Source organism: Stenotrophomonas sp. YJH_SMC_48-3 (assembly GCF_059369375.1).
Genome location: NZ_JCAFSQ010000013.1, coordinates 54,032 through 78,916 on the forward strand (window position 1 = coordinate 54,032; position 24,885 = coordinate 78,916).

A 24,885-nucleotide genomic window follows, 5' to 3' on the forward strand; every position below is an offset into this window, starting at 1 on the left:
TGGATCTCCTCAGTCGGTGCAGCGCACAAACAAGAAGGGCGGACCTTGCGGCCCGCCCTCCTCTTTCTGCTGTGACGCTTCGATGGATCAGAAGCGCTGGGTGTACTTCATGTAGTAGAAACGACCGATGTCGAAGCCACCGTAGTACGAGAAGCTCGAGTTCGGCTGGCTGTACATGACCGGGCCCTCGTGGTTGAACACGTTGTTGGCACCTGCCGAGATGGTGGCGTTCCAGGGAGTGTTGTAACGCACCTGCAGGTCGTGGAAGGTGTTCGAACCGGTGTTGCGGACCGGAATGGCCAGGGTGTAGGCCGAGGAGAAGTCCGGGTTGTTACACTCGGCGCCACCGGTGCGGTCGTAGGAACACTCTTCCTTCAGCCCGGAGTAGTAGCGCATGCCCCAGTTGACACCGAAGTTGCCCAGGCTCCAATCGATGTTCAGGTTCGAACGCACGCGGAAGTTGCCACCCCAGTCGCCAGTGCCCCAGCCGGTGTGCTGCTCGACGGCAGTCTGCTCTTCATTGTCGCGCTTGTACTCCAGGTAATCGACGTAGGTGGTCTTCCAGTCGATGATGATGTTGCCGAAGGAGAACTCCGGCAGGCGGTACTTGATGCCCAGATCGTAACCAGCGGTTTCCTGGTAACCACCGTTGATCAGCGTGCGGGTGACGTCGGTCACCTGGGAGCCATTCTCCGGATCGCGGGTGACACGATCACACGCGTTGGCGTTGCCCAGAATGTAGCACTGGTTGAGGATCGAGGTAACCGACTCGGCCGCGATCACGTTGTCGATGCGGATCTTCCACCAGTCCAGGCTGATGTCCAGGCCCTGTACGAAGTTCGGGCTGTACACCAGGCCGACGGTCCAGGTCTTGGAGGTTTCCGGCAGCAGTTCGGCATTGGAGCCGGACAGGTAGGCGTAGTTGGACTGAGACCCCGGGCCAGTGGCATCGATACCGCCGGATGCTTCCTGGCGGAAGTTGGCCGGGACGGCACCGGCGCAGCGCGCGGCAACCTGCGGGTTACGTACCGCGGCACCGAACAGGGTGTCGCATGGATCGGTGTATTTGTCGAAGGTCTGCGAGGTGCCGCCGTACAGGTCAGCCACCGTCGGCGCACGGAAGCCCGTGGCGTAGGTACCGCGCACCAGCAGGTCATCGATCGGCTTCCACTTCAGGCCGAACTTGCTGTTGAAGGTGTTGCCGAAGGTGTTGTAATCCGAATAACGGCCGGCCATGTCGACCGACAGTTCCTTGGCGAACGGCAGGTCGGCCAGGATCGGCACGTTCAGCTCGAGGAAGAACTCGTTGAGCTTGTAGCCACCGGCGGTGGACGCACCGGCCAGGTCGGTGCTCAGGCCCGACTGCAGCAGCGCATCCGGGTTGTATTCGGCCTGCTCTTCGCGGTGCTCGTAGCCTGCTGCAAACGACAGGTCACCGGCCGGCAGGGTGAACAGCGCGCCGGACAGGTTGGCGCTGTAGACCTTGGAGGTGGTCAGCGACGTGTCGTGAGTCGGCAGGAAGAGATACTTCTGCAGATCCGGGTTGGACAGCGAACCAGCGCCGTCGATGCCATAACCAAGCAGCGGGTTCCACGGGGTGCAACCGGCGATGACCGCACCCGGGGCACCACAGTAAGCAACGCCGTTCTCGACGAACGACGGGCCGACGGCATTCTTCACGTTCGGGATGAACAGGTTGCCGGTGCCGGTCTTGGTGCCCTTGTTACGGTTGTAGACGTAACCGACATCCCAGTCGAAGTACTTATCGCCGAACTCGAACGAGCCTTCCAGGCCGGCCGAGAAGCGGAAGGTATTCAGCTCGGACTTGGTCTGGCGCGGCATTTCCCAGGTGCGACGCATGAAGTCGACATCCTGGTCCAGCGGGTTGAACGCACTGTCCTTGGACAGCTTGGTGCCATACGCGCTGGAGCGGTACGGGTAACCGGCGATCTGCTGCAGCGCCTCGCGTTCTGTATACAGAACGTTGGCGGTACCGCGGATGTTGTCGGTGAAATCGTACTGGCCGTTGGCGAACACAGAGCGACGCTTGATCCCGGTCGACAGATACATCTGCTGCGTCGGGTTGGACAGGTCGGCGTTGGTCAGCTCATGGTAGTTGGCAAAATCGGTCGGATCGGCGCCAGGGTTCACGACGTAGTTCTTGCCGCCGTTGACCAGTACGCCCTTCTCGGTGATCGCCGACCAGCCGTTGGCGTCATCTTCGGTCGGGAACGGATGACGTGGGCCGTTGGCATAGGCGCTGAAGCGGCGGTCCTTGGCCAGCACCGGCTTCTCGTCGCTGTACTCGGCACCCAAGGTCAACGAGCCACGGTCGTTGGTCATGCCGTAGACGAAGTTGTAGGTTTCCTTGTCACCGTCGCCCTGGCCGTACTGGCCGCGGTAGACGCTGGCTTCCAGGCCATCGAAGTTCTTGCGGGTGATGATGTTGACCACGCCGGCAATGGCATCGGAGCCGTAGATGGCCGATGCGCCGTCGGTCAGCACTTCCACGCGCTCGACGATCGAGGTCGGGATCGAGGCCAGATCGGTGTAACCGCCGGAGCTGACGCCCATGCGCTTGCCGTCCAGCAGTACCAGGGTGCGCTGCGGGCCGAGGTTGCGCAGATCAACGTACTGGCCGCCGACTTCTTCGCCCGAGCTCAGGGCATCGGCGCGGCTGATCGCCGGCGAACCGGTTGCCGACAGGTTCTGCACGATGTCGCCGACGCTGGTGAAGCCCTGCTTTTCAATGTCGGCGCGCTGCAGCGCGATCACCGGCTGCGCGGTTTCCATGCTCGCCTGGCGGATGCGCGAACCGGTAACCGAAATGCGGTCCAGGTCGGTCGTGCCGCCGGCAGCTGCGTCCTGCGCCGAAGCGAAGGACGGTGCCAAGGCAAGCGCAATGCCGGCCGGCAACAAGCCGAGCCGCACTGCAGGAATACGAACGTTCATCAATCTCTCCAAGGTACGTGTTAGTAGCGTGTTAAAACGCCCCAGCACGTTACGATTGCGTTGCGACGCTGCATTTGCGCGACCCAACCGGAGAGTTTGCAGAATGTGGCGGCAGCAGCCCGCCGTTCTCACGGAAGCGCGAAGCCGACTGCCCGTAACGGGCGCGGAAGGCCCTGGCGAAGCTGCAGCAGTTGTCGAAACCGCTGGCGGCAGCAACTTCGCCCACCATCATGTCGGTATCGCGCAACAGATCGGCCGCCCGTTCCAGGCGCAACCGTGCCGAAAGCGACTGCGGACTTTCCTCGTAGAGGCTCTGGAAGGTCTTGGAGAGATACCAGCTGGAGAAGTTGGTCAGTTCAGCCAGTTCACCGATGCGCACCACGCGGTGGCTGTTGCCTTCCAGGTACAGGCGGGCGCGCTGCATGCGGCCAAACACCTGGCGCTTGCGGCTGCGCGAGCGACCCGGGCAACGCTGCACGTTGTCGGCCAGCCCGCGCTGCAGGCCCGCCAGATGCAGCAGCAGCGGGCGCAATGCCTCCGCCGGCTGGCCACTGGCCAGCGCATCGCGCCACAGGCGCAGCGCAACACGTGCATCGCCGCGGTTCATGCGACCACGCCCGGCATACAGGCCACAGTCGGCCATCTCGGCCAGCACGCGCAGCGCTTCGACGGTGAGGTTCAGGCCCAGGCACAAACCGTTGCGACCGGCCTGCACCAGCGGCCGCGATTCCTTCTCGAAGGCGATCCACTCGCCCTGGCGCAAACGGAAGCGTCCTTCCTTGGCTTCCACCCAGGAACTGCCGCGCACCTGCATCCACACAGTGAAGCTGCTGCCTGCGGTCTGCAGACTGCCCAGCCGGGCAACGCCCAGGCAGGTCGGTGCGACGTCGTCCAGGGCCTTGTCGAGGGAGATGGTTTGGCCGCGATCGGCCAGCGAGAGTTGACGCATGGGGGCACCACGGATTTGCCTAGTACAGGCCTCCGTTTTGCCCAATCTGGTGGGGCCTCGTCAGGAAAGACTGCCGAGATCGCCACGAATTCGTGGCGAGAACCACACGAAAAAATTACGAAGAGAAATTCTTCTTCAAAATCAACATTCTGGAGAAGGCAGGGAACAGCGCCGGGGCTTGCTCGGGCAGCCGCATGATGCCGATGTCAGCGCCGTCACTGACCGCCAGCGCCACGTAGAGATCGCGCCCGTTGGCGCTGGCACTGAGTCCATTGCCCGCGCTGAGCCGCTGCGGATCAAGGCAGCGTTCCGGCACTTCGGTACCGTCCTGGATCAGGACCAGGGTCGTGCCGCACTGCGTGGACGTGCCGAGGTAACCGATGCCACCGTTCCCCACGACGGTCCAGGTGCGATAGCGCCACCGACTCGGCAGGTCTTCAGTGATCTGCCGCACACTGGCCGGTGACAGTGCCGGATCGACCGACCACAGCCCACCAGCGGCGAGGCGCGTGAACAGCACCCGTCCGCTGGCGCGATCAAAACGTGCCTGCGACACCCCATCAATGCTGGCCAGCCGGCGCCAGGGGTGAGAGCTGCGGTCGAACAGGCTCAAGCGCGTGCGCTGGTCGGCATCCCGCTCCACCACCAGCAGCTGGTCATCGCCGGCCCCGTAAAGCGCCTGCAGCGGTTGTTCGGCGGGCACCGGCAGTGGCTGCAGCCGCTCATCACGCGGCGAGATTTCGTAGACCACGGTACGTCCATGGTCATCGCGGCCAACCACCAGCAGGTGCCGGCTGTCGGCGGCCCAGTCCGGTGCCTGCCGGGCCTCCGGCCGCAGGCCTTCGATCAGCCGCAGCGAGTCCGGCCGCTGCATGTCAGCCCACCACAAGGCGAAACTGCCGGAGCGATCGGAGGTGAAGGCCAGCTGGCGGCCATCGGGCGCGGCCATCGGCTGACCATCACGGCCACTGGACGCGAACAGTCGTTCCGCACGTCCTCCCTCGATCGGAACCTTGAACACGCCGAACTGCGCCCGCCGGTGGACAAACGCCAGCACGTTGCCATGCCGGGATACCGCAGGCCACTGCGCATCATCCAGGCCAGCGTCGCGCAGCGTGCGGCGCTCGACGTCGAGGTAGTACAGGCGAACTTCACTGTCCACGCGACGGCCGAACACGATGGTGCGCCCATCCCCCAGCCAGGCCCAGCCTCGCTGCTCGGCCGCTTCATTGGTCAGCTGCTCGGGGGTACCGCCGCCGGCGGGCATCCGCCACAGATCACCCATCTGCGGATTGCGCACGAACACCAGCCACTTACCGTCTGGCGAGTAGCGCGGCGCATAGTCGAAATCATCGGCATCGACGCGGTAATCCAGCTCACGCCATTGGCCACTGGCCAGATCCAGCACGCGGATGCCGCGATGCGCATAGCGTCCGACCATGCTGCCGAACACCAGCCCCCGGCCATCCGGGGTCCAGTCAAAACTGAGCAGCTCGGTGCCGTCGCAGCGGGTTGCCTGGCGCACGGCACCACCTGTGGCACTGGCGATCAGCACCTGGCAGCCGCCTCCGGCGCTGAATCGTGCAAACGCGATCTCGCGCCCATCCGGCGACCAGCTCGGGAAACGGTCGTTGGCACCGGCCGGAGGCGTCAGCAACTGGCGCGCGGGCGCATTGCCCGAGGTCTGCACCTTGATCGCACCGCCGTCCCCCCCGTCGTCGTTGGCCCCTTCGTAGGCCACCTGGGAACCGTCGGGCGAAAGTGTTGGATACGTCTCAAAACCACTGGTCGCTGTGATCAGCCGGTAAGGCCGCTGCGGGCTGCCGATCACGCGAACGCCGTTCTCCACGGCCGCATCAACCGGTGAACTGGCTTCCGGCGGCTGCCGCAACAGCAGCATCGTCAGCACGATCACCGTGCCAAGCATCAATATGCCGATTGCCAACAGTGCCTGGCGCCGGACCCGTCGCCACGCCCGGCGAAGCCCCGGCACCGGCACCGTACCGACCGCGGCCCTGCCACCGGCGTCCGCGGGCGGCAACGGAAGATCGGCCAGCTCGCCGCTGTCCACGGCAGCCTCAGGCGCCTCCAGCACCTGCACCGGCACCAGCAACCGATAACCGCTCTTGGCGATGGTCTCGATATAGGTCTGGCCGTTGTCGTCGTCGTTGGCGAATGCCTTGCGCAGCTGCGTGACGGCCTGGGTCAGCACGTCATTGGTGGGCAGCGTGTCGGGCCACACTTCGGCAAACAGCTCCTCGCGGGTGACCACGCGGCCGGGCTGCCGCAGCAGAACGCGCAGCACACCCAGCGCTTTCGGCGTCAGCCGGCGCGGACGACGCGCACCTTCAACTTCGACCTCTCGCGAGGACAAAGTGACGACGCATTCGCCAACCTGGATACGGTCAGCCTCGGGCGGCTGGATTTCGCTGCTGTTCATTTTCCGGGATACAGTAGGGACGGGCCTGGGCAGGTTTCACCAGCAATACCGCCCCCAACCGGGGACAACAAAAAGCCAGATTCCGCACACAGCATCGGCGCATACCGCAAAAACAATGAAGCGGGCGAATACTAGCCTATGCGGGTTACCTCGCCTATCGCGTGGTCGACATCCAGGCTCTCTCTCGCCGACGCATTCACATAATTTGCTGCACCATTCGCGCCCTGCGGGGCGCGGAATTTTTATCTGGCGTTCATTTTCACACGCGCCGCAGCATGGTCAATCCGACCAGTCGCGAAACCACCAAAGCCACGTACATCACGCCTGAAAACTGCTCCAGCATGACCAGGGCACGCGCCTGCGGATGCAGGGGTACTACGTCGCTCAAGCCAACACCCGAGAGCAAACTGAAGCTCAGATAAAGCAGTTCCATCCAGGTGCGCTGTGCACCGCCGCCGGAGCCCTGGAAACTGCCCGGATACCATTGTTGGCACACGGCAAAAGCAAATGCGAAGGCCCAGGCCAGCAGCGTGAATGTGGCGCCTGCGGCGAACAGTTCATCGCGGGTGACTTTATGGTCCTGGAGCATGTAGGCAATGAGCGCACCGGCCGTATAGAAGTACAGCAGGCTCTCCAGCAGTTGCGCGGTGGTCAGCAGCGCAGTGCGGTCCAGCAGTGCACCGGCCAGCGAGAACACCACCGAGGGAATGGCCAGCAGCAGTGCCAGCCAGGTGCCCAGCGGGCTGCGTTGCACCACCCACAATGCCAGGCCCAGCACCGCCATGCCGAACATGCCCAGCGCCGCGCGGCCCGCAGCGGTGTCATCCAGCGCGGGGTACAGCAGCACCGCGATCAGCTGGGCGCCCAACAGCCAGGCCGAAGGATGACGGCGGGCAATGGCCAGCCAACGGGTGGTGATGGCAACAGGCATGGCGTCCTTTCCCCAGGAAGATGGGCGGAGGATAGCCGGGAGCGGCGTGATGAGCGGTAGTGCCGGCCGCTGGCCGGCACCCCCGCTTCCGCATCACTCCTGGCGATAGACCTCGGCACCGGCCGCGCGGAACTCCGCCGACTTCTCCTTCATGCCGGCTTCGGCGTAGTCACGCACATCCTGGGTGATCTTCATCGAACAGAAGTGCGGGCCGCACATCGAGCAGAAGTGGGCCAGCTTGTGCGCATCCTTCGGCAGCGTCTCGTCATGGAACTCCTTGGCCTTCTCCGGATCCAGGCCGAGGTGGAACTGGTCTTCCCAGCGGAACTCGAAACGCGCCTTGCTCAGCGCGTTGTCGCGCACCTGCGCGCCCGGATGCCCCTTGGCCAGGTCGGCTGCGTGCGCGGCAATGCGATAGGCCATGATGCCGTCGCGCACATCCTGGCGGTTGGGCAGGCCAAGGTGCTCCTTCGGCGTCACGTAGCAGAGCATCGCCGTGCCGAACCAGCCGATCATCGCCGCACCGATCGCGCTGGTGATGTGGTCGTAGCCCGGCGCGATGTCGGTGGTCAGCGGGCCCAGCGTATAGAACGGCGCCTCGCCGCACTCGCGCAGCTGCTTGTCCATGTTCTCCTTGATCAGCTGCATCGGCACATGGCCGGGGCCTTCGATCATGGTCTGCACATCATGCTTCCAGGCGATCTTCGTCAGCTCACCCAGCGTTTCCAGCTCACCGAACTGCGCGGCGTCGTTGGCATCGGCGATGCAGCCCGGGCGCAGGCCGTCACCCAGCGAGAAGGTCACGTCATAGGCCTTCATGATCTCGCAGATGTCTTCGAAATGCGTGTAGAGGAAATTCTCCTTGTGGTGCGCCAGGCACCACTTGGCCATGATCGAGCCACCACGGCTGACAATGCCGGTCACGCGCTTGGCGGTGAGTGGCACGTAGCGCAGCAGCACGCCAGCGTGGATGGTGAAGTAGTCCACGCCCTGCTCGGCCTGCTCGATCAGCGTGTCACGGAAGATCTCCCAGGTAAGTGCTTCGGCACGGCCGTCGACCTTCTCCAGCGCCTGGTAGATCGGCACGGTACCGATCGCCACCGGCGAGTTGCGGATGATCCACTCGCGGGTCTCATGGATGTGCTTGCCGGTGGACAGGTCCATCACCGTGTCACCGCCCCAGCGGATCGCCCACACCAGTTTCTCCACTTCCTCGGCAATGCCCGAGGACACCGCGCTGTTGCCGATGTTGGCGTTGATCTTGGTCAGGAAGTTGCGGCCGATGATCATCGGCTCGCTCTCCGGATGGTTGATGTTGTTGGGCAGCACCGCGCGGCCGCGTGCGATCTCGTCGCGCACGAATTCGGGTGTGATCACCTTCTGGATTGAAGCACCGAACGACTCGCCCGGGTGCTGCTGCAGCAGGCCGGCATCGCGGACCGCGTCGAGCCGCTGGTTCTCGCGGATGGCGACGAACTCCATTTCCGGCGTGATGATGCCGCGCCGCGCATAGTGCATCTGGGTGACGTTCGCGCCGGCTCGCGCACGGCGTGGCAGGCTGCGCGCAGGGAACCGCACGGCATCGAGTTTCGGGTCATGCTCGCGGTCGCGGCCGAACGAAGAACTCAGTCCTTCGAGCTGTTCGGTATCGCCGCGTTCCTCCACCCAGCCGCGGCGCAGCGCCGGCAGGCCTGCGGACAGATCGATGCGTACGCCCGTATCAGTGTAGGGGCCGGACGTGTCGTAGACCGTGACCGGCGCATTCTCTTCGCCGCCGAACAGGGTCGGCGTGCGGGTCAGCGCGATCTCGCGCATCGGCACCAGCAGATCCGGGCGCGAGCCGGCCACGTGTATCTTGCGCGATCCGGGAATGGGCCGGGTCACGGATTCGGAGAGTTGCTGGGCCTGTTGCTGCAGGGCGGAGAGCTGTGCGTTCATCGGGCATCGTCCAGGAAGGTCAGGGACGAAGCGGCGGCGCACTGCGACCCCGCGCGGACGGTCCTTGGGCGGAGTCCGGGCACGGCTGCATTGCAAAGCTTCCCTACGCCGGTATGAGCCGGATCAGGTTCCAAGGGACTGTCTCAACCGTGGCCACATGGCCCGGTACCCCCGCTTCTTGGTGTGCATTAGAGCACAGAACGTGCTGTAGCCCATGGCTGTTCCATCCACGCACGGCGTGGATCCGCTGTTTCTGTATTAACAGAACCGTGACATCGCATTCAGTAACGTGCACGCGCATCGTGCCGCTGCGGCCGGTGTTTCCCCGCCGCCTTCGCGGCCCCTGCCCGGTCTGTGCTGCATGTCGCCGGCCCCTCGCAGCAAGCTCTGCTCGCTCCCCTCAATCCCTTGATCGGAGAAGCCCCTTCATGGTGTTTCGCGTTTCCATTGCACTGGTTCTGCTGCTGGTGCTGCTCGCCGGTGTTGCACCCGGTCCCTTCAATACCGTGGTGCAGAGCATCCTCGGCGAACTCATCCGCGGCATCGGCTGGCTCTACCTGCTGGTCGTGTTCCTGGCCCTGGTATTCCTGATGTACCTGGCCTTTGGCCGGTTCGGCAACCTGCGCATCGGCGGAGAGGACGCCGAACCGGAGTTCTCGCGGGCCAGCTGGATGTCGATGCTGTTCGCTGCCGGCATGGGCATCGGCCTGGTGTTCTGGGGCGCCGCCGAGCCCATTTCGCACTTCAGCAAGCCACCGGAGGGGCTGGCGCCCGAAAGCATGGACGCCGCGCGCGCCGCCATGCGCTATGCGTTCTTCCATTGGGGCCTGCACCCCTGGGCCATCTATGCGCTGATCGGCCTGGCAATGGCCTGGTTCCAGTTCAACCGCAACGGCCGTGGCCAGATCAGCGATATGTTGCAACCGATCATCGGCCGTCACCATCGTGGCTGGATCGGGCATATGGTCAACATCTCCGCGGTCGTCGCCACCGCGGTTGGCGTGGCTACAGCACTGGGCTTCGGCACGGTACAGATCGCGGCCGGCGTGGAACGCGTGTTCGGCGTGCAGGCGGGCGTGCCGCTGCAGCTGACCATCATCGCAGTGGCTTTCGTACTGTACATGGCGTCCACGCTCAGCGGCGTCGGCCGCGGCATGAAATGGCTGTCCAACTTCAACCTTGCATTGGCTGCACTGCTGCTCGCGCTGGTGCTGGTACTCGGCCCGACTGGCGCGATCTTCAACACCTTCACGACGACGTTGGGCTCCTATCTCAATCAGCTGGTGACGATGAGCCTGCGCATGTCACCGTTCTCGTCCAGCACCTGGGTCGCGGACTGGACGATCTTCTACTGGGCCTGGTGGATCTCCTGGGCACCGTTCGTGGGTTCGTTCATCGCGCGCATCTCGCGCGGGCGCAGCGTGCGCGAGTTCGTGATCGGCGTGGTGCTGGCACCGACGCTGCTGGGCTTCTTCTGGTTCTCGGTGTTCGGTGGCACCGCGATCTGGATGCAGATCTTCGGCCAGGCCGACCTGCTGCAGGCACTGGGCAACGGCTATGAAACGGTGCTGTTCACCATGTTCGACAGCATGCCGCTGCCGTTGCTGCTGTCGTGCATTGCGCTGGTGCTACTGATGATCTTCTTCGTGACCTCGGCTGATTCTGCGGTACTTGTGCTGGCCAGCATGTCCACGGACGGCGCGGGCGAGCCATTGCGCAAGCACAAAGTGGCGTGGGGTGTCGGCATTGCGCTCGTGGCGGGTTCCTTGCTGTTGGCAGGGGGACTGGAGGCGCTGCAGGGCATGATCACCATCGCTGCGCTGCCGTTCGCGCTGCTGATGCTTCTTGTGATGGTGTCCCTGTACCGGGTGCTGGACCAGGAATACACCCGGGAGCGGCGGCAGGCGCAGCGCCAGCGGCACATGATCGATGCGTGGATTGCACGCGAGATGGCGGCGCAGGAGGAAACCCAGGCGGAGGCAGCGCGCGCGCACGATCAGGATTGAGGGGGTTTTGCAGCCTGCGGCTGCACCGCTTTTTTCAAGCAACGGCAACAACAACTTCAAAAGCGGCTCTGGATTTCTGCTGGTCTGGCGGTGAGGGGGCCGATGGCGGGACACGCCGCAAGTACGTCCCTGTAGGCTCGGCCACGGCATCCATGCCGTGGACGGTCCCGCCATCGGCCCCCTCCCCGCCTCCGGCAATTTCCCGGTGACGGCAGTAGATCCACGCCATGCGTGGATCAGGTGTATCGGAAAACAAGAAGGGGTCGGATCCGTTTTCCTTCGGAAAACGGGTCCGACCCCAACCCACAGCGCGCGGCTGTTGCTGTTGCTGTTGCCTTTGCTCTTGATCTTCTTCTTTCTCTTCCTGCGGTGGCGGCCGCAGGAAACTGTCCGTGGCCGGGCGGGTGGGTTGGCTGGGGGCGTGAGCCGCATGGGCCCGAGGCATGCCTCGGGCGGGTTGGGCCGGATGCCCAACCCCGGTCTTGCCGTGTGCGCAGGACAGTGCACACGAGCAAGCGGCGACCGAGTTTACATGGTCGTACTTGCAGCGGCCCCCAGACAATCCACCCGCCCGGCCAAACCAAGCATCACTGAAACCCTTACCACCGCAGAGGGGGCTCAGCCCGGTCGCCGGAAAACCTCAATATCCCGCCGCCTGCCCATCCTTGCGGCTCTCCGAAGCACCGTAGTAAACACCGGTCTCGGGATCACGCATGATCGCCTGGTACCCGCCATACGGGCCATCGGCGAACACGATGCGATGCCCCTTGCGCATCAACGCGCGCACCGTCTCGTACGGGAAGCCGGTTTCCAGATTCACTTCACCACCATCGGTCATCGCCGTGGCCTGACCCGTCGGTTCAGTCGAGCCTTCGTGCTGGATGCGCGGCGCATCACCGGCTTCCTGCAGATTCATGCCGAAGTCCACCAGGTTCATCACGATCTGCGCGTGGCCCTGCGGCTGCATCGCGCCGCCCATCACGCCGAAGCTGGCATACGGCTTGCCGCCCTTGGTGATGAACGCCGGAATGATGGTCTGGAAGGGGCGCTTGCCCGGCGCGTAGCCGTTGGGATGGTTCTTCTGCAGCACGAACATCTCGCCACGATCCTGCAGGATGAAGCCCAGCCCCGGCGGCGCCATGCCGCTGCCCATGCCGCGGTAGTTGGACTGGATCAGCGAGACCATCATGCCGTCGGCGTCGGCCACGGTCATGTAGATCGTGTCGCCCTCCTCCAGCTGCTTCGGCGTGCCCGGCTGCACTTCCTTCAACGCCTTGTCCATCGAGATCAGCGCGCGGCGCTGCGCGGCGTACTCCTTGGAGATCAGCTTCTGCACCGGCGCCGGCTGGAATGCCATGTCGGCGTAGAAGCGTGCACGGTCGGCGAAGGCCAGCTTCTTCGCTTCGACGAACAGGTGCACGTGCTCGGGTGAGCCGAACGGGATCTTCGAGAAATCGTAGCCTTCCAGCACGTTGAGGATCTGAAGCGCGGCAATGCCCTGGCTGTTGGGTGGCAGCTCCCAGACGTCGTAGCCACGGTAGTTGCTGCTGACCGGCTCGACCCATTCACCGTGGTGCTCGGCCATGTCCTGATAGCTCAGGTAGCCACCGTTGGCCTTGAAATAGTCGCCGATGGTGCGGGCGATGTCACCCTTGTAGAAGGCGTCGCGTCCGCCATCGGCGATCTTCTGCAGCGTGCTGGCCAGATTCGGGTTCTTCCACATCTCGCCCTTGCGCGGGGCGTGGCCGTTGATCGTGAACTGCTCCTTGAAGCCCGGGTACTGCGACAGCTTGGGTACCGAGCGGTCCCAGTAGTAGGCGATCACTTCGGCCACCGGGTGGCCCTCGCGGGCGTAGCGGATGGCCGGCGCCAGGTTGTCAGCCATTGGCTTGCGGCCGAAGCGTTCGTGCAGCGCGAACCAACCATCGACCGCGCCGGGCACCGACACCGGCAGCGGGCCGGTGGCCGGAATGTCCTTCAGGCCACGGCGCTGGAACTCGGCCAGGGTGAGCGATTTCGGCGAGCGCCCCGAGCCGTTGTAGCCATAGAGCTTCTGCGTCTTCGGGTCCCAGACGATGGCGAACAGGTCGCCGCCGACGCCGTTGCCGGTGGGCTCCATCAGGCCCAGCGCTGCGTTGGCCGCGATGGCGGCATCCACCGCCGAGCCACCGCCCTTCATCACGTCCAGCGCGATCTGGGTGGCCAGCGGCTGCGAGGTGGCGGCCATCGCATGGGGGGCGATCACCTCCGAACGGGAGGCGAAGGTGTGGCCGGTAATGCGGTCGGCGGCAAAGGACAGCGCGGGCACGGCAGCCAGCACGGCGGCGGCGAGCAGGGAACGGGCAAGGCGTCGGGACACGGTCGGGTTCCGATGGACGGGTGGTTCCCCGATCTTCGCCGCTGCGGCCTTCACGCGGTATCGGACAGACGTCATGGACGTTGATCCTGGGGTGGAAGAATCCAACGGATTCCGCGCAAAAACCGCCCAGAAAGGAGTGAATTCGGGTTCACCGAAACACTTTCAGCAGCAACCATCCTTGTGCCGCAAGCGATTGCGCTGGATTCACTGGAAACCGATAAAAAAACCGTCGCGAGGGTTGACACCGCCAAAACGGCTGTGTTTCTCTCGATCACATGTTGCATCACAACACGCCACTGCGAACCCACATTGAAGCCGCCGACACCGGCGCCGCCTCGCTGCGTTCGATTCTTGTGCTCGTACTTATTACCCAGCCACCAGGTGCGGGACGAGCCAGCGTGTAAGCAACAAACACACCGGAACTCATCAAAACCCGCACCCGCCCCGGTGCGGGTTTTTTCATTTCAGGACCTGGTTTCAGACGCAACCACCATGACCAACGCTCAGTGCAAAGCCCGGCCCCGGACCACCACCACGCCTCGTGGTGGCTGTGCCTGTGCGATGCGCAGCGCCTCCTCCACCGCTTTCCCCTGACCGGCCGGTACGTCACCTCGACGACCGGCCGTTCTTTTTTCTTCCCACCGCAAGGAACCTCCCCCATGAGCACCAACGACCTGCCCCAGACCAAGATCGCCGTCATCGGCTACGGCAGCCAGGGCCGCGCCCACGCACTGAACCTGCGCGAATCCGGCTTCGATGTGGTGGTAGGCCTGCGTCCGGGCGGCCCGACCGAGGTCAAGGCGCAGGCCGATGGCTTCACCGTGAAAGCACCGGCCGATGCGGTGAAGGATGCCGACCTGGTCGCCGTGCTGACGCCGGACATGGTGCAGAAGAAGCTCTACGACGATGTGCTGGCGCCGAACATGAAACAGGGTGCGGTGCTGTTGTTCGCGCACGGCCTGAACGTGCACTTCGACATGATCAAGCCGCGCGACGACCTCGACGTGGTGCTGGTCGCACCGAAGGGCCCGGGCGCGCTGGTCCGTCGTGAATATGAAATCGGCCGCGGCGTGCCGTGCATCTGGGCGGTCTACCAGGACAAAAGCGGCAAGGCCGCCGAGTACGCACTCGCCTATGCAGCCGGCCTGGGTGGCGCCCGCGCCAACCTGATCCAGACCACCTTCAAGGAAGAGACCGAAACTGATCTGTTCGGCGAGCAGGCGGTGCTGTGCGGTGGCGCTTCGGCGCTGGTGCAGGCGGGCTTCGAGACCCTGGTGGAAGCCGGTTACCAGCCGGAAATCGCCTATTACGAAGTGCTGCACGAACTGAAGCTGATCGTGGACCTGTTCTACGAAGGTGGCATCTCGCGCATGCTGGAGTTCATCTCCGAGACCGCGCAGTACGGCGACTACGTCAGCGGCCCGCGTGTGATCGATGCCGGCACCAAGGAACGCATGAAGGAAGTACTGAAGGACATCCAGGACGGCACCTTCACCAAGAACTGGGTGGCCGAGTACGAAGCGGGCCTGCCGAACTACAACAGGTTCAAGCAGGCCGACCTGGAGCACCCGATCGAGAAGGTGGGCAAGGAACTGCGCGCCAAGATGGTCTGGTTGCAAGGACAGGCCGCGTAAACGCGCGGCCCTCCCCCACCCGCTTTGCAAGGTTCCCCCATGAACTCTTCGACACATCGCAGCGCGCCGCCCAACGGCGCGCGCTGGCTGACCCAGGCGCTGGAGGCCGAAGGCGTCCGCACGCTGTTCGGCTATCCAGGTGGCACCATCATGCCGTTCTACGACGCGCTGGTGGATTCGTCGCTGAAGCACATCCTGGTACGCCATGAGCAGGGCGCGGCGCTGGCCGCCAACGGCTTCGCCCGCGCCAGCAACCAGGTCGGCGTCTGCGTAGCCACATCGGGCCCGGGCGCCTCGAACCTGGTCACCGGCATTGCCGATGCGATGCTCGATTCGGTACCGATGGTCTGCATCACCGGCCAGGTCGGCACGCCGCTGCTGGGCACCGACGCCTTCCAGGAACTGGATGTGTTCGGCCTGACGATGCCGATCGTCAAGCACAGCTGGCTGGTGCGCAGCGTCGATGACCTGCCGCGCGTGGTGGCCGATGCGTTCCGCATTGCCCGTGAGGGTCGCCCCGGCCCGGTGCTGATCGACCTGCCCAAGGATGTGCAGTTGGCCGATGCCAGCCATCTGCCGGCGCATGTGCCCAGCAGCGTCGAACCGCCGCCGGCGCCGGCCGAGGCCGCCATCGCCGAGGCCATCGCCGCGCTGGCCGCAGCCGAGAAGCCGGTGGTCTACGCCGGTGGCGGCATCGCGCTGGGCGATGCCGTGCAGGACCTGCGCGACTTCGTCGAGGCCAGTGCCATCCCCACCGTGATGACCCTGCGCGGCCTGGGTGCCCTGCCGGCCAGCCATCCGCAGTCGCTGGGCATGCTGGGCATGCACGGCACTCGCGCGGCCAACATGGCGGTGCAGGAAAGCGACCTGCTGCTGGTGCTGGGGGCGCGTTTCGACGACCGTGCCACCGGCAAGCTGGCCGAGTTCGCCCCGTTCGCCCGTGTGGTCCACATCGATGCGGACGCCTACGAGATCTCCAAGCTGCGCAGCGCCGATGTCGCCGTGCCTGGCAACGTCGGTCACGCCATCCGCGCCCTGCGTGCGGCCTTCCCCTCCCCCAAGGCCCACCAGGAGGCGTGGCGCAAGCGCTGTGCGCAGCATCGCGATCGCTTCGCCGCACGCTACGACGCACCGGGCCAGCACATCTACGCACCGGCGTTGCTGAAGCGCCTGAGCGAGCTGGCCCCGGCCGATGCGGTGATCGCCTGCGATGTCGGCCAGCACCAGATGTGGGTGGCCCAGCACTGCCGCTTCAACCACCCGCGCAACCACCTGACCAGCGGCGCGCTGGGCACCATGGGCTTCGGCCTGCCGGCGGCGATGGGTGCGCAGTTTGCCTGCCCCGACCGCACCGTGGTGCTGGTGTCCGGCGATGGCAGCTTCATGATGAACGTGCAGGAGCTGGCGACCATCGCCCGCTGCCGCCTGCCGGTGAAGATCGTGCTGCTGGACAACAGTTCGCTGGGCATGGTGCGGCAGTGGCAGGAACTGTTTTTCGCCGAGCGTTACAGCGAGATCGACCTGTCCGACAACCCGGACTTCGTGGCATTGGCGCAGGTGTTCGGCATCGCCGCCACCCGCATCGACAACCGCGACGACGTGGAAGGCGGCCTGGCCGCGCTGCTGGCCGAGCCGGGCCCGGCCCTGCTGCACGTGGCCATCGATGCACGCGCCAACGTGTGGCCGCTGGTGCCGCCGAACACCGCCAACAGCACGATGCTGGAAAGCAATCCCGCCCATGCCCGCCAGGAGACCCCCAATGCAATACCGGCTTGACCTGGTGCTGCACCCGGCCGAAGGCGCGCTGCTGCGCGTGATCGGCATGGCCGAACGTCGCGGCTTCGCGCCGCGTGCGATCAGCGGCGCGCCGGTAGCTGCCGACGATGGCCGCTGGCACCTGCAGCTGGTCGTGGATGGCCAGCGCCCGGCGGAAACGCTGTGCCGGCAGATCGAGAAGATCTACGACTGCGTGTCCGTACAGGTCACCGCCGTGGAAGGAGTATCGCCATGAACACCCGTACCGTAGCGACCACGGTGCCGGTACGGAGGCGTCTTCTTCGCCGCCCGTGCCCGCATGCGGCGGTCGCCCGCACCGCGCTGGTGGCCCATGCCGGCCGCTGATGCCAGCCAGGAAAGCGATGCCGGCGACGTAAGCGTTGCCGACGTACTGGCGGCGCAGGCCCGCCTGCGCCGCTTCCTGCCGCCCACTCCGCTGCACCATGCCGAGCGCTTCGGTACCTGGCTGAAGCTGGAGAACCTGCAGCGCACCGGTTCCTACAAGGTGCGCGGCGCGTTGAACGCGCTGCTGGCCGGCCGCGAGCGCGGCGATACCCGGCCGGTGATCTGCGCCTCGGCCGGCAACCACGCCCAGGGCGTTGCGTGGGCGGCCTATCGCCTGGATGTGCCGGCCATCACTGTGATGCCCCATGGTGCACCCGCCACCAAGATTGCCGGCGTCGCCCACTGGGGCGCCACCGTGCGCCAGCACGGCAACAGCTACGACGAGGCCTACGCCTTCGCGGTCGAACTGGCGCGGCGCCACGGCTACCGCTTCCTGTCCGCGTTCGATGATGCCGACGTGATCGCCGGCCAGGGCACGGTCGGCATCGAACTGGCCGCGCATGCCCCTGACGTGGTGATCGTGCCGATCGGCGGCGGTGGACTGGCCTCCGGCGTAGCCCTGGCGCTGAAATCACAGGGCGTGCGCGTGGTTGGTGCACAGGTAGAAGGCGTTGATTCGATGGCGCGCGCGATCCGTGGCGATGCCCGCGAGATCGCCCCCGTCGCCTCGCTGGCCGATGGCGTGCGAGTGAAGATCCCCGGCTTCCTGACCCGCCGCCTGTGCACCTCGCTGCTGGACGACGTGGTGATCGTGCGCGAAGCCGAGCTGCGCGAAACCCTGGTGCGGCTGGCGCTGGAAGAACACATCATCGCCGAGGGCGCCGGCGCGCTGGCGCTGGCTGCCGGCCGCCGCGTCGCGGGCCGCCGCAAGTGCGCAGTGGTCTCCGGCGGCAACATCGATGCCGGCGTGCTGGCCGGCCTGCTTACCGACATCCGGCCGCGCCCGCCGCGCAAACCGCGGCGACGGCGCAGCGAAACACCCCGCTCGCCCGCCAGGGCCAGCGCGCCGTCCTCCCCCACCTCTTCCCCTTCCCACCTGCAAGCCGCAACGCCCGCTGTCGAGGAGATTTCCCTGTGACCACCATCGAACGAATTACCACCCCGCGCATCCGCATCTTCGACACCACCCTGCGTGACGGCGAGCAGTCCCCCGGCTGCAGCATGAGCCCGCCGCAGAAGCTGGTGATGGCGCGTGCGCTGGACGAACTGGGTGTGGACATCATCGAAACCGGCTTCCCGGCCAGCTCGCAGTCCGACCGCGAGGCGATGGCACTGATCGGCCGCGAACTGCGCCGACCGAGCCTGAGCCTGGCGGTGCTGTCGCGCTGCCTGCAGGCCGATATCGAGACCTCGGCAAGTGCACTGGAAGCCGCGGCCAACCCGCGCCTGCACGTGTTCCTGTCGACCAGCCCGCTGCACCGCGAACACAAGCTGCGGATGACCCGCGAGCAGGTACTGGAATCGGTACGCAAGCATGTATCGCTGGCACGCTCGTACATCGACGATGTCGAATTCTCGGCCGAGGATGCCACCCGCACCGAGCTGGACTACCTGATCGAAGTCTCGCGCGTGGCCATTGCCGCCGGCGCCACCACCATCAACCTGCCCGACACCGTCGGCTTCACCACGCCGGAAGAAATCCGCGCGATGTTCCAGCAGGTCATCGCCGGCGTCGCCGACGTTCCGAACGCCGCCAATGTGATCTTCAGCGCGCACTGCCACAACGACCTGGGCCTGGCCGTGGCCAACTCGCTGGCCGCCATCGAAGGTGGCGCGCGCCAGGTCGAGTGCACCATCAACGGCATCGGCGAGCGCGCCGGCAACTGCTCGCTGGAAGAGATCGCGATGGTGCTGAAGGTGCGCCAGGCCTTCTACGAGCAGGACAGTTCGATCAACACCCCGCGCATCGTCGGCACCTCGCAGCTGCTGCAGCGCCTGGTCGGCATGCCGGTACAGCGCAACAAGGCCATCGTCGGTGCCAATGCCTTTGCCCACGAATCGGGCATCCACCAGCACGGCATGCTGCGCCATCGCGGCACCTACGAAATCATGCGTCCGGAAGACGTGGGCTGGGAGGATTCGCAGATGGTGCTGGGCCGCCACAGCGGTCGCGCCGCCGTCGAAGCGCGCCTGCGCGCGCTGGGTTTCTGGCTGGACGAAGACGAACTGAAGCTGGTATTCGAGCAGTTCAAGGGCCTGTGCGAGCAGCAGCGCGTGGTCACCGATGCCGACCTGCAGACGCTGATGCAGGGCGGCTCCAATGCACAGGGCTACCGCTTGGCCTCGATGACCATCAGCGATGTGGGCAGCCGCGCCAACGCGCTGGTCGAACTGTCCGACCCGGACGGCAACCGCGTGGCCGAAACCGCACAGGGCGACGGCCCGGTCGATGCGCTGTTCGGCGCGCTGTCGGCCGCCACCGGCGTGCAGCTGATGCTGGACAGCTACCACGTGCACAGCGTCGGCATCGGCGCCGATGCGCGTGGCGAAGCCAACCTGAGCGTGCGCCACGAGGGCGTGGAGTACGACGGCACCGGCACCAGCAAGGACATCATCGAAGCCTCCGCGCTGGCCTGGCTGGATGTTGCCAATCGTCTGCTGCGCCAGCGCCAGGCCGCCGCCCACAGCAGCACCGACGTTCCCACCCCCGCCACCGCCTGAGGAACCCGCCATGAGCGCCTTCGACACCCCCACCCCGGCCAGCGCCGCTGGCCAGCAGTGGAATGCCCAGGACTATGCGATCGATGCCGGCTTCGTGCCTCTGCTCGGCGGCGCGGTCTCGCGCCTGCTCGACCCGCGCGCGGGTGAACGCATCCTCGACCTGGGCTGTGGCGATGGTGTGCTCAGCACCGAACTGGCGCTGAGCGGTGCGCGCATCCACGGCGTGGATGCCTCGCCGGAACTGGTGATCGCCGCCCGCGCGCGCGGTGTCGATGCCCAGGTGATGGACGGCCACGCACTGTCGTTCAACAGCGAGTTCGATGCAGTGTTCAGCAACGCGGCACTGCATTGGATGGGCACTCCCGACCGCGTGCTGGAAGGCGTGCGCCGCGCCCTGCGCCCCGGCGGCCGCTTTGTCGCCGAATTCGGTGGCCATGGCAACGTGGCCACGATCATCGCGGCGGTACAGGCCGCGCGCGTGGCCCACGGCCATGGCGCCAGCACCTTCCAGTGGTATTTCCCGACGGCCGATACCTACGCCGACCGCCTGCGCCAGCATGGCTTCCAGGTGCAACTGATCGAGTGCACGCCGCGCCCAACGGCATTGCCGACCGGCGTGGCCGGCTGGCTGCGCGTGTTCGCCGCGCCGCTGCTGGACGACCTGCCAGCCGAGGCACGCGCTACGGTGCGCGAGGCCGCGAGCGCGCTGCTGGCCGAGCTGCCGCGCAACGCCGCCGGCCAGCCGCTGGCGGACTATGTGCGGCTGCGCGTGCTCGCCCGCCGTCGCTGACTTGACCGTTCCGCTTTCTTTACTGATGTTCGCTATTTCGTACTTCTGCCAGGCATACGCATGACTTCCGCTCCCCGCACCCTGTACGACAAACTGTGGGACGCCCACGTGGTGGTTCCCGAATCCGACAGCGCGCCCGCCGTGCTGTACATCGACCTGCACCTGATCCACGAGGTGACCTCGCCGCAGGCGTTCACCGAGCTGCGCGAGCGCGGCCTGTCGCCGCGCCGCCCGGACCGCACCAAGGCGACGATGGACCACTCCACGCCGACCCTGCCGGCCGCCGCGGACGGCACGCTACCCTATGCCAGCGCCGCCTCCGAGGCACAGGTCGCCACGCTGGCACGCAACTGCGCCGAGCACGGCATCGAGCTGTTCGACATGGCCTCGGACAATCGCGGCATCGTCCACGTGATCGCGCCGGAACAGGGCTTCACCCAGCCGGGCATGACCATCGTCTGCGGCGACAGCCACACATCCACCCACGGGGCCTTCGGTTCGCTGGCGTTCGGCATCGGCACCAGCGAAGTCGGCCATGTGCTGGCCACGCAGTGCCTGCTTCAGCGCAAGGCGAAGACCTTTGCGATCACCGTCGATGGCCCGCTGGCGCCCGGCGTCGGCGCCAAGGACGTGGTGCTGCACATCATCGGCGTGATCGGCGTCAACGGCGGCACCGGCCACGTCATCGAGTTCCGTGGCAGCACCATCGAAGCGATGGACATGGAACAGCGCATGACCCTGTGCAACATGTCGATCGAGGCCGGTGCACGCGCCGGCATGGTCGCGCCCGACCAGGTCACCTTCGACTTCGTCGCCAACACCCCGCGCGGCCCAAAGGGCGCCGATTTCGAGGCTGCGGTGGCGCGCTGGCAGCAGCTGCGCAGTGATGACGGCGCGCGCTTCGACAGCGAAGTACGCATCGACGCCACCGACATCCGCCCGACCCTGACCTGGGGCACGCATCCGGGCACCGCCATCGCGGTGGATGCGCCGATTCCCGCCGCCAACGATGCCGCCGCACAGAAAGGCCTGGACTACATGCACTTCCAGGCCGGCAAGGCACTGGCCGGCACGCCGGTGGACGTGGTGTTCGTCGGTTCGTGCACCAACGGCCGCCTGAGTGACATGCGCGAGGTCGCGCAGGTGCTGCGCGGCCGCCGTGTCGCTGAGCGGGTGCGCATGCTGGTGGTGCCAGGTTCGGAGATCGTCAAGCGCGAGGCCGAGGCCGAGGGCATCCACGAGATCGTGCGCGCTGCCGGGGCCGAGTGGCGCGAGCCGGGCTGTTCGATGTGCATCGCCATGAACGGCGATCTGGTCGCGCCCGGCCAGCTGGCCGTGAGCACCAGCAACCGCAATTTCGAGGGCCGCCAAGGCCCCGGTTCGCGCACCCTGCTGGCTTCGCCGATGAGCGCGGCGTGGGCCGCGGTCAACGGGCACGTGGCCGATACCCGCGAACTGTTCGCACAGGAGGTGGCGTGATGGCCGGTTTCCGTACCCTGACCTCGGCCAGCGTGGTGCTGCGCCAGACCAACATCGACACCGACCAGATCATCCCGGCACGGTTCCTGTCCACCACCGAGCGTGCCGGCCTGGGCCGCAACGCGTTCAATGACTGGCGCTGGCAGGCTGATGGTTCGCCGGTGGCCGACTTCGCCTTCAACCAGCCGCACAACGCCGGCCGCAGCATCCTGCTGGCGGGCCGCAACTTCGGCTGCGGTTCTTCGCGCGAACATGCGCCGTGGGCGCTGACCGACCTGGGCCTGCGTGCCATCGTCAGCAGCGAGATCGCCGATATCTTCCGCGGCAACGCGCTGAAGAACGGCCTGCTGCCGATCGTGCTGGACGAGGCCGACGTGCAGGCGCTGATGCAGCGCCCGGACGATGCGCTGACCATCGACGTGGCTGCGCGCGAACTGCGCACGCCCGATGGCCGCGTCTATTCCTTCCCGCTGGATGGCTTCTCGCAGACCTGCCTGCTGGAAGGCGTGGACCAGTTGGGGTATCTGTTGGGCCGTGTCCCTGAAATCGAACGCTACGAGAGTGAGCATGCACGCTGAAATTGTTGTCCTGCCCGGTGATGGCATCGGCCCGGAAGTGGCCGCCGCGGCAGTGGCCGTCCTGAAGGCCGTCGCCGAGCGCTTCAACCACACCTTCACCTTCAGCGAGCACGACATCGGTGGCGTTGCCATCGACCGCCACGGTGAACCGCTGCCGGCGTCGACCCTGGAAGCCTGCCAGGCCGCCAACGCCGTGCTGCTGGGCGCGGTCGGCGGCCCGAAGTGGTCCGACCCGAATGCCAAGGTGCGCCCCGAACAGGGCCTGCTGGCGATCCGCAAGGCGCTGGGCCTGTACGCCAACCTGCGCCCGGTGCGCACCCACGAAGCCGCGCTGCATGCCTCGCCGATCAAGGCCGAGCTGCTGCAGGGCGTGGACTTCGTGGTGGTGCGCGAGCTGACCGGTGGCATCTACTTCGGCGACAAGACCCGCGACGCCGACAGCGCCAGCGACCTGTGCCGCTACACGGTGGCCGAGATCGAACGCGTGCTGCGCAGTGCCTTCCGCCTGGCCCAGCAGCGGCGTGGCAAGGTCACCTCGGTGGACAAGGCCAACGTGCTGGAGACCTCGCGCCTGTGGCGTGACGTGGCCGCTCGCATCGGCCGCGAGGAGTTCCCGGAGGTGGCGCTGGAGCACCAGCTGGTCGATTCGATGGCCATGCACCTGCTGGCCAAGCCGCGCGAGTACGACGTGATCGTCACCGAGAACATGTTCGGCGACATCCTCACCGACGAAGCCTCGATGCTGGCCGGCTCGCTCGGCCTACTGCCGTCGGCCTCGCTGGGTGAGCCGGGTGCGGTCGGCATCTACGAACCGATCCACGGTTCGGCCCCGGACATCGCCGGCAAGGGCATCGCCAATCCGTACGCGACGATCTTCAGCGCCGCGATGCTGCTGCGCCATTCGCTGGGGCTGGAAGCCGAGGCTGCGGCGGTGGAAGCTGCAGTGCACGCCGTGCTGGACGATGGCGTGTTCACCGCCGATCTGGCCGCCAAGGGCCAGGCGGTGAGTACCGCCGCTGCCACCGACGCCGTGCTCGCCAAGCTGCGCTGACCCATCGGGCAACACCTGTAGAGCCGAGCCATGCTCGGCTCATGCAACAGCAGTCGAGCATGGCTCGACTCTACAGGTAGCAGGCAGCCACGCCAGGCGTGGCTGCATTATTTGGTGGTGTACCCACCATTGACCAGGATGGTCTGCCCCGTCATCCACCAGCCATCGGTGACCAGGAAGCGGATCCACGGCACGATATCGGCGATGTCGGTCAGCCCGGTGCGGGTGAACGCCGAGAGCGCGGCCGCGGTCTTGTGGTACGCCTGCGCATCGGCACTCTCAGCCGGGTAGAAGAACGGCGTGTCCATCGGGCCGGGCCCGATCGCAGTCACCGAGATGCCGCGCTCACCGAACTCCTTCGACGCCGCGCGGGTGAAGTGCTCGACTGGCGCCTTGGTACCGGCGTAGCTGGAATAGAACGGCGTGTAGGCACCCAGCAATGAGGTGACCAGGGTGCAGATGCGACCACCGTCGTTGACGTGGCGGCCGGCTTCCTTGAGGAAGAAGAACGCCGCCTTGGCGTTGACCGCGCTCATCTCGTCGTACTCCGCTTCGCTGATGTCCAGCAGCGGTTTCTTCAATACCTTGCCGACCGTATTGATGGCGATGTCGGGACGGCCGACTGCGGCCACGGCATCGGCGAACAAGCGCTCCATCGTTGCCGCCGAGGTCAGGTCCCCCTGCAGGGCCACCGCCTTGCTGCCGGCGGCCTGCACTGCGGCTACAGTCGCTTCTGCATCCGCCTGGGTAGCGGCACTGTTGTAGTGGATGACGATGGCTTTGGCGCTCTGTGCGGCGAAGTCGCGGGCGATCAGGCCGCCCAGGTTCTTGGCGCCGCCGGCGATCAGCACGGTCTTGCCCTTGAGGGAATGCTCGGTCATGGCTTCGGTCTCGGGAGGGGGCTACCCGGGGTGGCAACCCTGCCCTGACGACGATATCGTGCAGAAAAAGCGGATAAAGCCCGCCACATTGACTTAACTTTCCAGAGCAAGCGAA

Annotated in this window: 17 protein-coding genes and 1 riboswitch; of the genes, 10 read left to right on the forward strand and 7 right to left on the reverse strand. The window is 65.9% G+C overall.

What is annotated here, in order from left to right:
- Positions 1-87: 87 nt before the first annotated feature.
- The 5 genes from AC5P65_RS18265 to thiC form a co-directional block, all read right to left on the reverse strand.
- Complete coding sequence (locus tag AC5P65_RS18265) at positions 88-2,952, reverse strand: TonB-dependent receptor domain-containing protein (RefSeq protein WP_180832762.1); 2,865 nt, start codon at positions 2,950-2,952, stop codon at positions 88-90.
- Between the two features lie 49 nt (positions 2,953-3,001).
- Positions 3,002-3,901, reverse strand: coding sequence for a helix-turn-helix transcriptional regulator (locus AC5P65_RS18270; RefSeq protein ID WP_019662034.1), 900 nt, complete (start codon positions 3,899-3,901; stop codon positions 3,002-3,004).
- Between the two features lie 115 nt (positions 3,902-4,016).
- Positions 4,017-6,341, reverse strand: coding sequence for a winged helix-turn-helix domain-containing protein (locus AC5P65_RS18275; RefSeq protein ID WP_111098779.1), 2,325 nt, complete (start codon positions 6,339-6,341; stop codon positions 4,017-4,019).
- A gap of 259 nt (positions 6,342-6,600) precedes the next feature.
- Positions 6,601-7,272, reverse strand: coding sequence for an ion channel (locus tag AC5P65_RS18280; RefSeq protein ID WP_019662036.1), 672 nt, complete (start codon positions 7,270-7,272; stop codon positions 6,601-6,603).
- 93 nt (positions 7,273-7,365) lie between these two features.
- Positions 7,366-9,210, reverse strand: coding sequence for a phosphomethylpyrimidine synthase ThiC (gene thiC / locus AC5P65_RS18285; protein ID WP_111098780.1), 1,845 nt, complete (start codon positions 9,208-9,210; stop codon positions 7,366-7,368).
- Positions 9,211-9,292: 82 nt separating this feature from the next.
- Positions 9,293-9,393, reverse strand: a riboswitch (TPP riboswitch).
- A 245-nt stretch (positions 9,394-9,638) separates the two neighbouring features.
- Between thiC and AC5P65_RS18290 the strand changes: the two genes are divergently transcribed.
- Entirely contained in the window at positions 9,639-11,216 is a 1,578-nt protein-coding gene (locus AC5P65_RS18290) for a BCCT family transporter (RefSeq protein WP_111098781.1), read from the forward strand.
- Positions 11,217-11,856: 640 nt separating this feature from the next.
- Here AC5P65_RS18290 and ggt read toward each other — a convergent pair.
- The gene (gene ggt / locus AC5P65_RS18295; RefSeq protein WP_111099071.1) at positions 11,857-13,575 is read right to left on the reverse strand and encodes a gamma-glutamyltransferase; all 1,719 of its coding nucleotides are present in this window, start codon (positions 13,573-13,575) and stop codon (positions 11,857-11,859) included.
- A gap of 659 nt (positions 13,576-14,234) precedes the next feature.
- Between ggt and ilvC the strand changes: the two genes are divergently transcribed.
- From ilvC to leuB, 9 genes are all read left to right on the forward strand, one after another.
- Positions 14,235-15,209 carry a ketol-acid reductoisomerase gene (gene ilvC, locus AC5P65_RS18300; RefSeq protein ID WP_021202138.1) on the forward strand — a complete coding sequence of 325 codons (975 nt, stop codon included), beginning with the start codon at positions 14,235-14,237 and terminating at the stop codon, positions 15,207-15,209.
- Positions 15,210-15,248: 39 nt separating this feature from the next.
- Positions 15,249-16,985 (forward strand): acetolactate synthase 2 catalytic subunit, encoded by a 1,737-nt coding sequence (gene ilvG / locus AC5P65_RS18305; protein ID WP_058983527.1) that lies wholly within the window; start codon positions 15,249-15,251, stop codon positions 16,983-16,985.
- Complete coding sequence (locus tag AC5P65_RS18310; protein ID WP_005410947.1) at positions 16,969-17,220, forward strand: ACT domain-containing protein; 252 nt, start codon at positions 16,969-16,971, stop codon at positions 17,218-17,220. The genes ilvG and AC5P65_RS18310 overlap by 17 nt, the downstream gene beginning before the upstream one ends.
- Positions 17,221-17,316: 96 nt before the next feature.
- Entirely contained in the window at positions 17,317-18,408 is a 1,092-nt protein-coding gene (locus AC5P65_RS18315) for a threonine dehydratase (RefSeq protein WP_111099069.1), read from the forward strand.
- The gene (locus AC5P65_RS18320) at positions 18,405-19,991 is read left to right on the forward strand and encodes a 2-isopropylmalate synthase (RefSeq protein ID WP_180832761.1); all 1,587 of its coding nucleotides are present in this window, start codon (positions 18,405-18,407) and stop codon (positions 19,989-19,991) included. Before AC5P65_RS18315 ends, AC5P65_RS18320 begins: the two co-directional genes overlap by 4 nt.
- A 10-nt stretch (positions 19,992-20,001) precedes the next feature.
- Entirely contained in the window at positions 20,002-20,781 is a 780-nt protein-coding gene (locus AC5P65_RS18325; RefSeq protein WP_180832760.1) for a class I SAM-dependent methyltransferase, read from the forward strand.
- A 60-nt stretch (positions 20,782-20,841) separates the two neighbouring features.
- Entirely contained in the window at positions 20,842-22,260 is a 1,419-nt protein-coding gene (gene leuC, locus AC5P65_RS18330; protein WP_021202143.1) for a 3-isopropylmalate dehydratase large subunit, read from the forward strand.
- On the forward strand, positions 22,260-22,838 hold the full coding sequence (gene leuD / locus AC5P65_RS18335) for a 3-isopropylmalate dehydratase small subunit (protein WP_021202144.1): 579 nt from the start codon (positions 22,260-22,262) through the stop codon (positions 22,836-22,838). Before leuC ends, leuD begins: the two co-directional genes overlap by 1 nt.
- The gene (gene leuB, locus AC5P65_RS18340) at positions 22,828-23,889 is read left to right on the forward strand and encodes a 3-isopropylmalate dehydrogenase (protein WP_021202145.1); all 1,062 of its coding nucleotides are present in this window, start codon (positions 22,828-22,830) and stop codon (positions 23,887-23,889) included. Before leuD ends, leuB begins: the two co-directional genes overlap by 11 nt.
- Before the next feature lie 107 nt (positions 23,890-23,996).
- Here the strand turns inward: leuB and AC5P65_RS18345 are convergent, their stop codons facing one another.
- Positions 23,997-24,770: an SDR family oxidoreductase gene (locus tag AC5P65_RS18345; RefSeq protein WP_111099202.1), complete on the reverse strand. Its 774-nt coding sequence runs from the start codon at positions 24,768-24,770 to the stop codon at positions 23,997-23,999.
- Positions 24,771-24,885 lie beyond the last annotated feature (115 nt).

Bases quoted from the DNA above. Each gene is read 5' to 3' on its own strand.
- AC5P65_RS18310 (WP_005410947.1), top strand. From the start codon at position 16,969: ATGCAATACCGGCTTGACCTGGTGCTGCACCCGGCCGAAGGCGCGCTG.
- ilvG (WP_058983527.1), top strand. From the start codon at position 15,249: ATGAACTCTTCGACACATCGCAGCGCGCCGCCCAACGGCGCGCGCTGG.
- thiC (WP_111098780.1), bottom strand. From the start codon at position 9,210: ATGAACGCACAGCTCTCCGCCCTGCAGCAACAGGCCCAGCAACTCTCC.
- AC5P65_RS18270 (WP_019662034.1), bottom strand. From the start codon at position 3,901: ATGCGTCAACTCTCGCTGGCCGATCGCGGCCAAACCATCTCCCTCGAC.
- leuD (WP_021202144.1), top strand. From the start codon at position 22,260: ATGGCCGGTTTCCGTACCCTGACCTCGGCCAGCGTGGTGCTGCGCCAG.
- AC5P65_RS18280 (WP_019662036.1), bottom strand. From the start codon at position 7,272: ATGCCTGTTGCCATCACCACCCGTTGGCTGGCCATTGCCCGCCGTCAT.
- AC5P65_RS18290 (WP_111098781.1), top strand. From the start codon at position 9,639: ATGGTGTTTCGCGTTTCCATTGCACTGGTTCTGCTGCTGGTGCTGCTC.
- AC5P65_RS18315 (WP_111099069.1), top strand. From the start codon at position 17,317: ATGCCGGCCGCTGATGCCAGCCAGGAAAGCGATGCCGGCGACGTAAGC.
- AC5P65_RS18325 (WP_180832760.1), top strand. From the start codon at position 20,002: ATGAGCGCCTTCGACACCCCCACCCCGGCCAGCGCCGCTGGCCAGCAG.
- leuC (WP_021202143.1), top strand. From the start codon at position 20,842: ATGACTTCCGCTCCCCGCACCCTGTACGACAAACTGTGGGACGCCCAC.
- AC5P65_RS18275 (WP_111098779.1), bottom strand. From the start codon at position 6,341: ATGAACAGCAGCGAAATCCAGCCGCCCGAGGCTGACCGTATCCAGGTT.
- leuB (WP_021202145.1), top strand. From the start codon at position 22,828: ATGCACGCTGAAATTGTTGTCCTGCCCGGTGATGGCATCGGCCCGGAA.
- ilvC (WP_021202138.1), top strand. From the start codon at position 14,235: ATGAGCACCAACGACCTGCCCCAGACCAAGATCGCCGTCATCGGCTAC.
- AC5P65_RS18265 (WP_180832762.1), bottom strand. From the start codon at position 2,952: ATGAACGTTCGTATTCCTGCAGTGCGGCTCGGCTTGTTGCCGGCCGGC.
- AC5P65_RS18345 (WP_111099202.1), bottom strand. From the start codon at position 24,770: ATGACCGAGCATTCCCTCAAGGGCAAGACCGTGCTGATCGCCGGCGGC.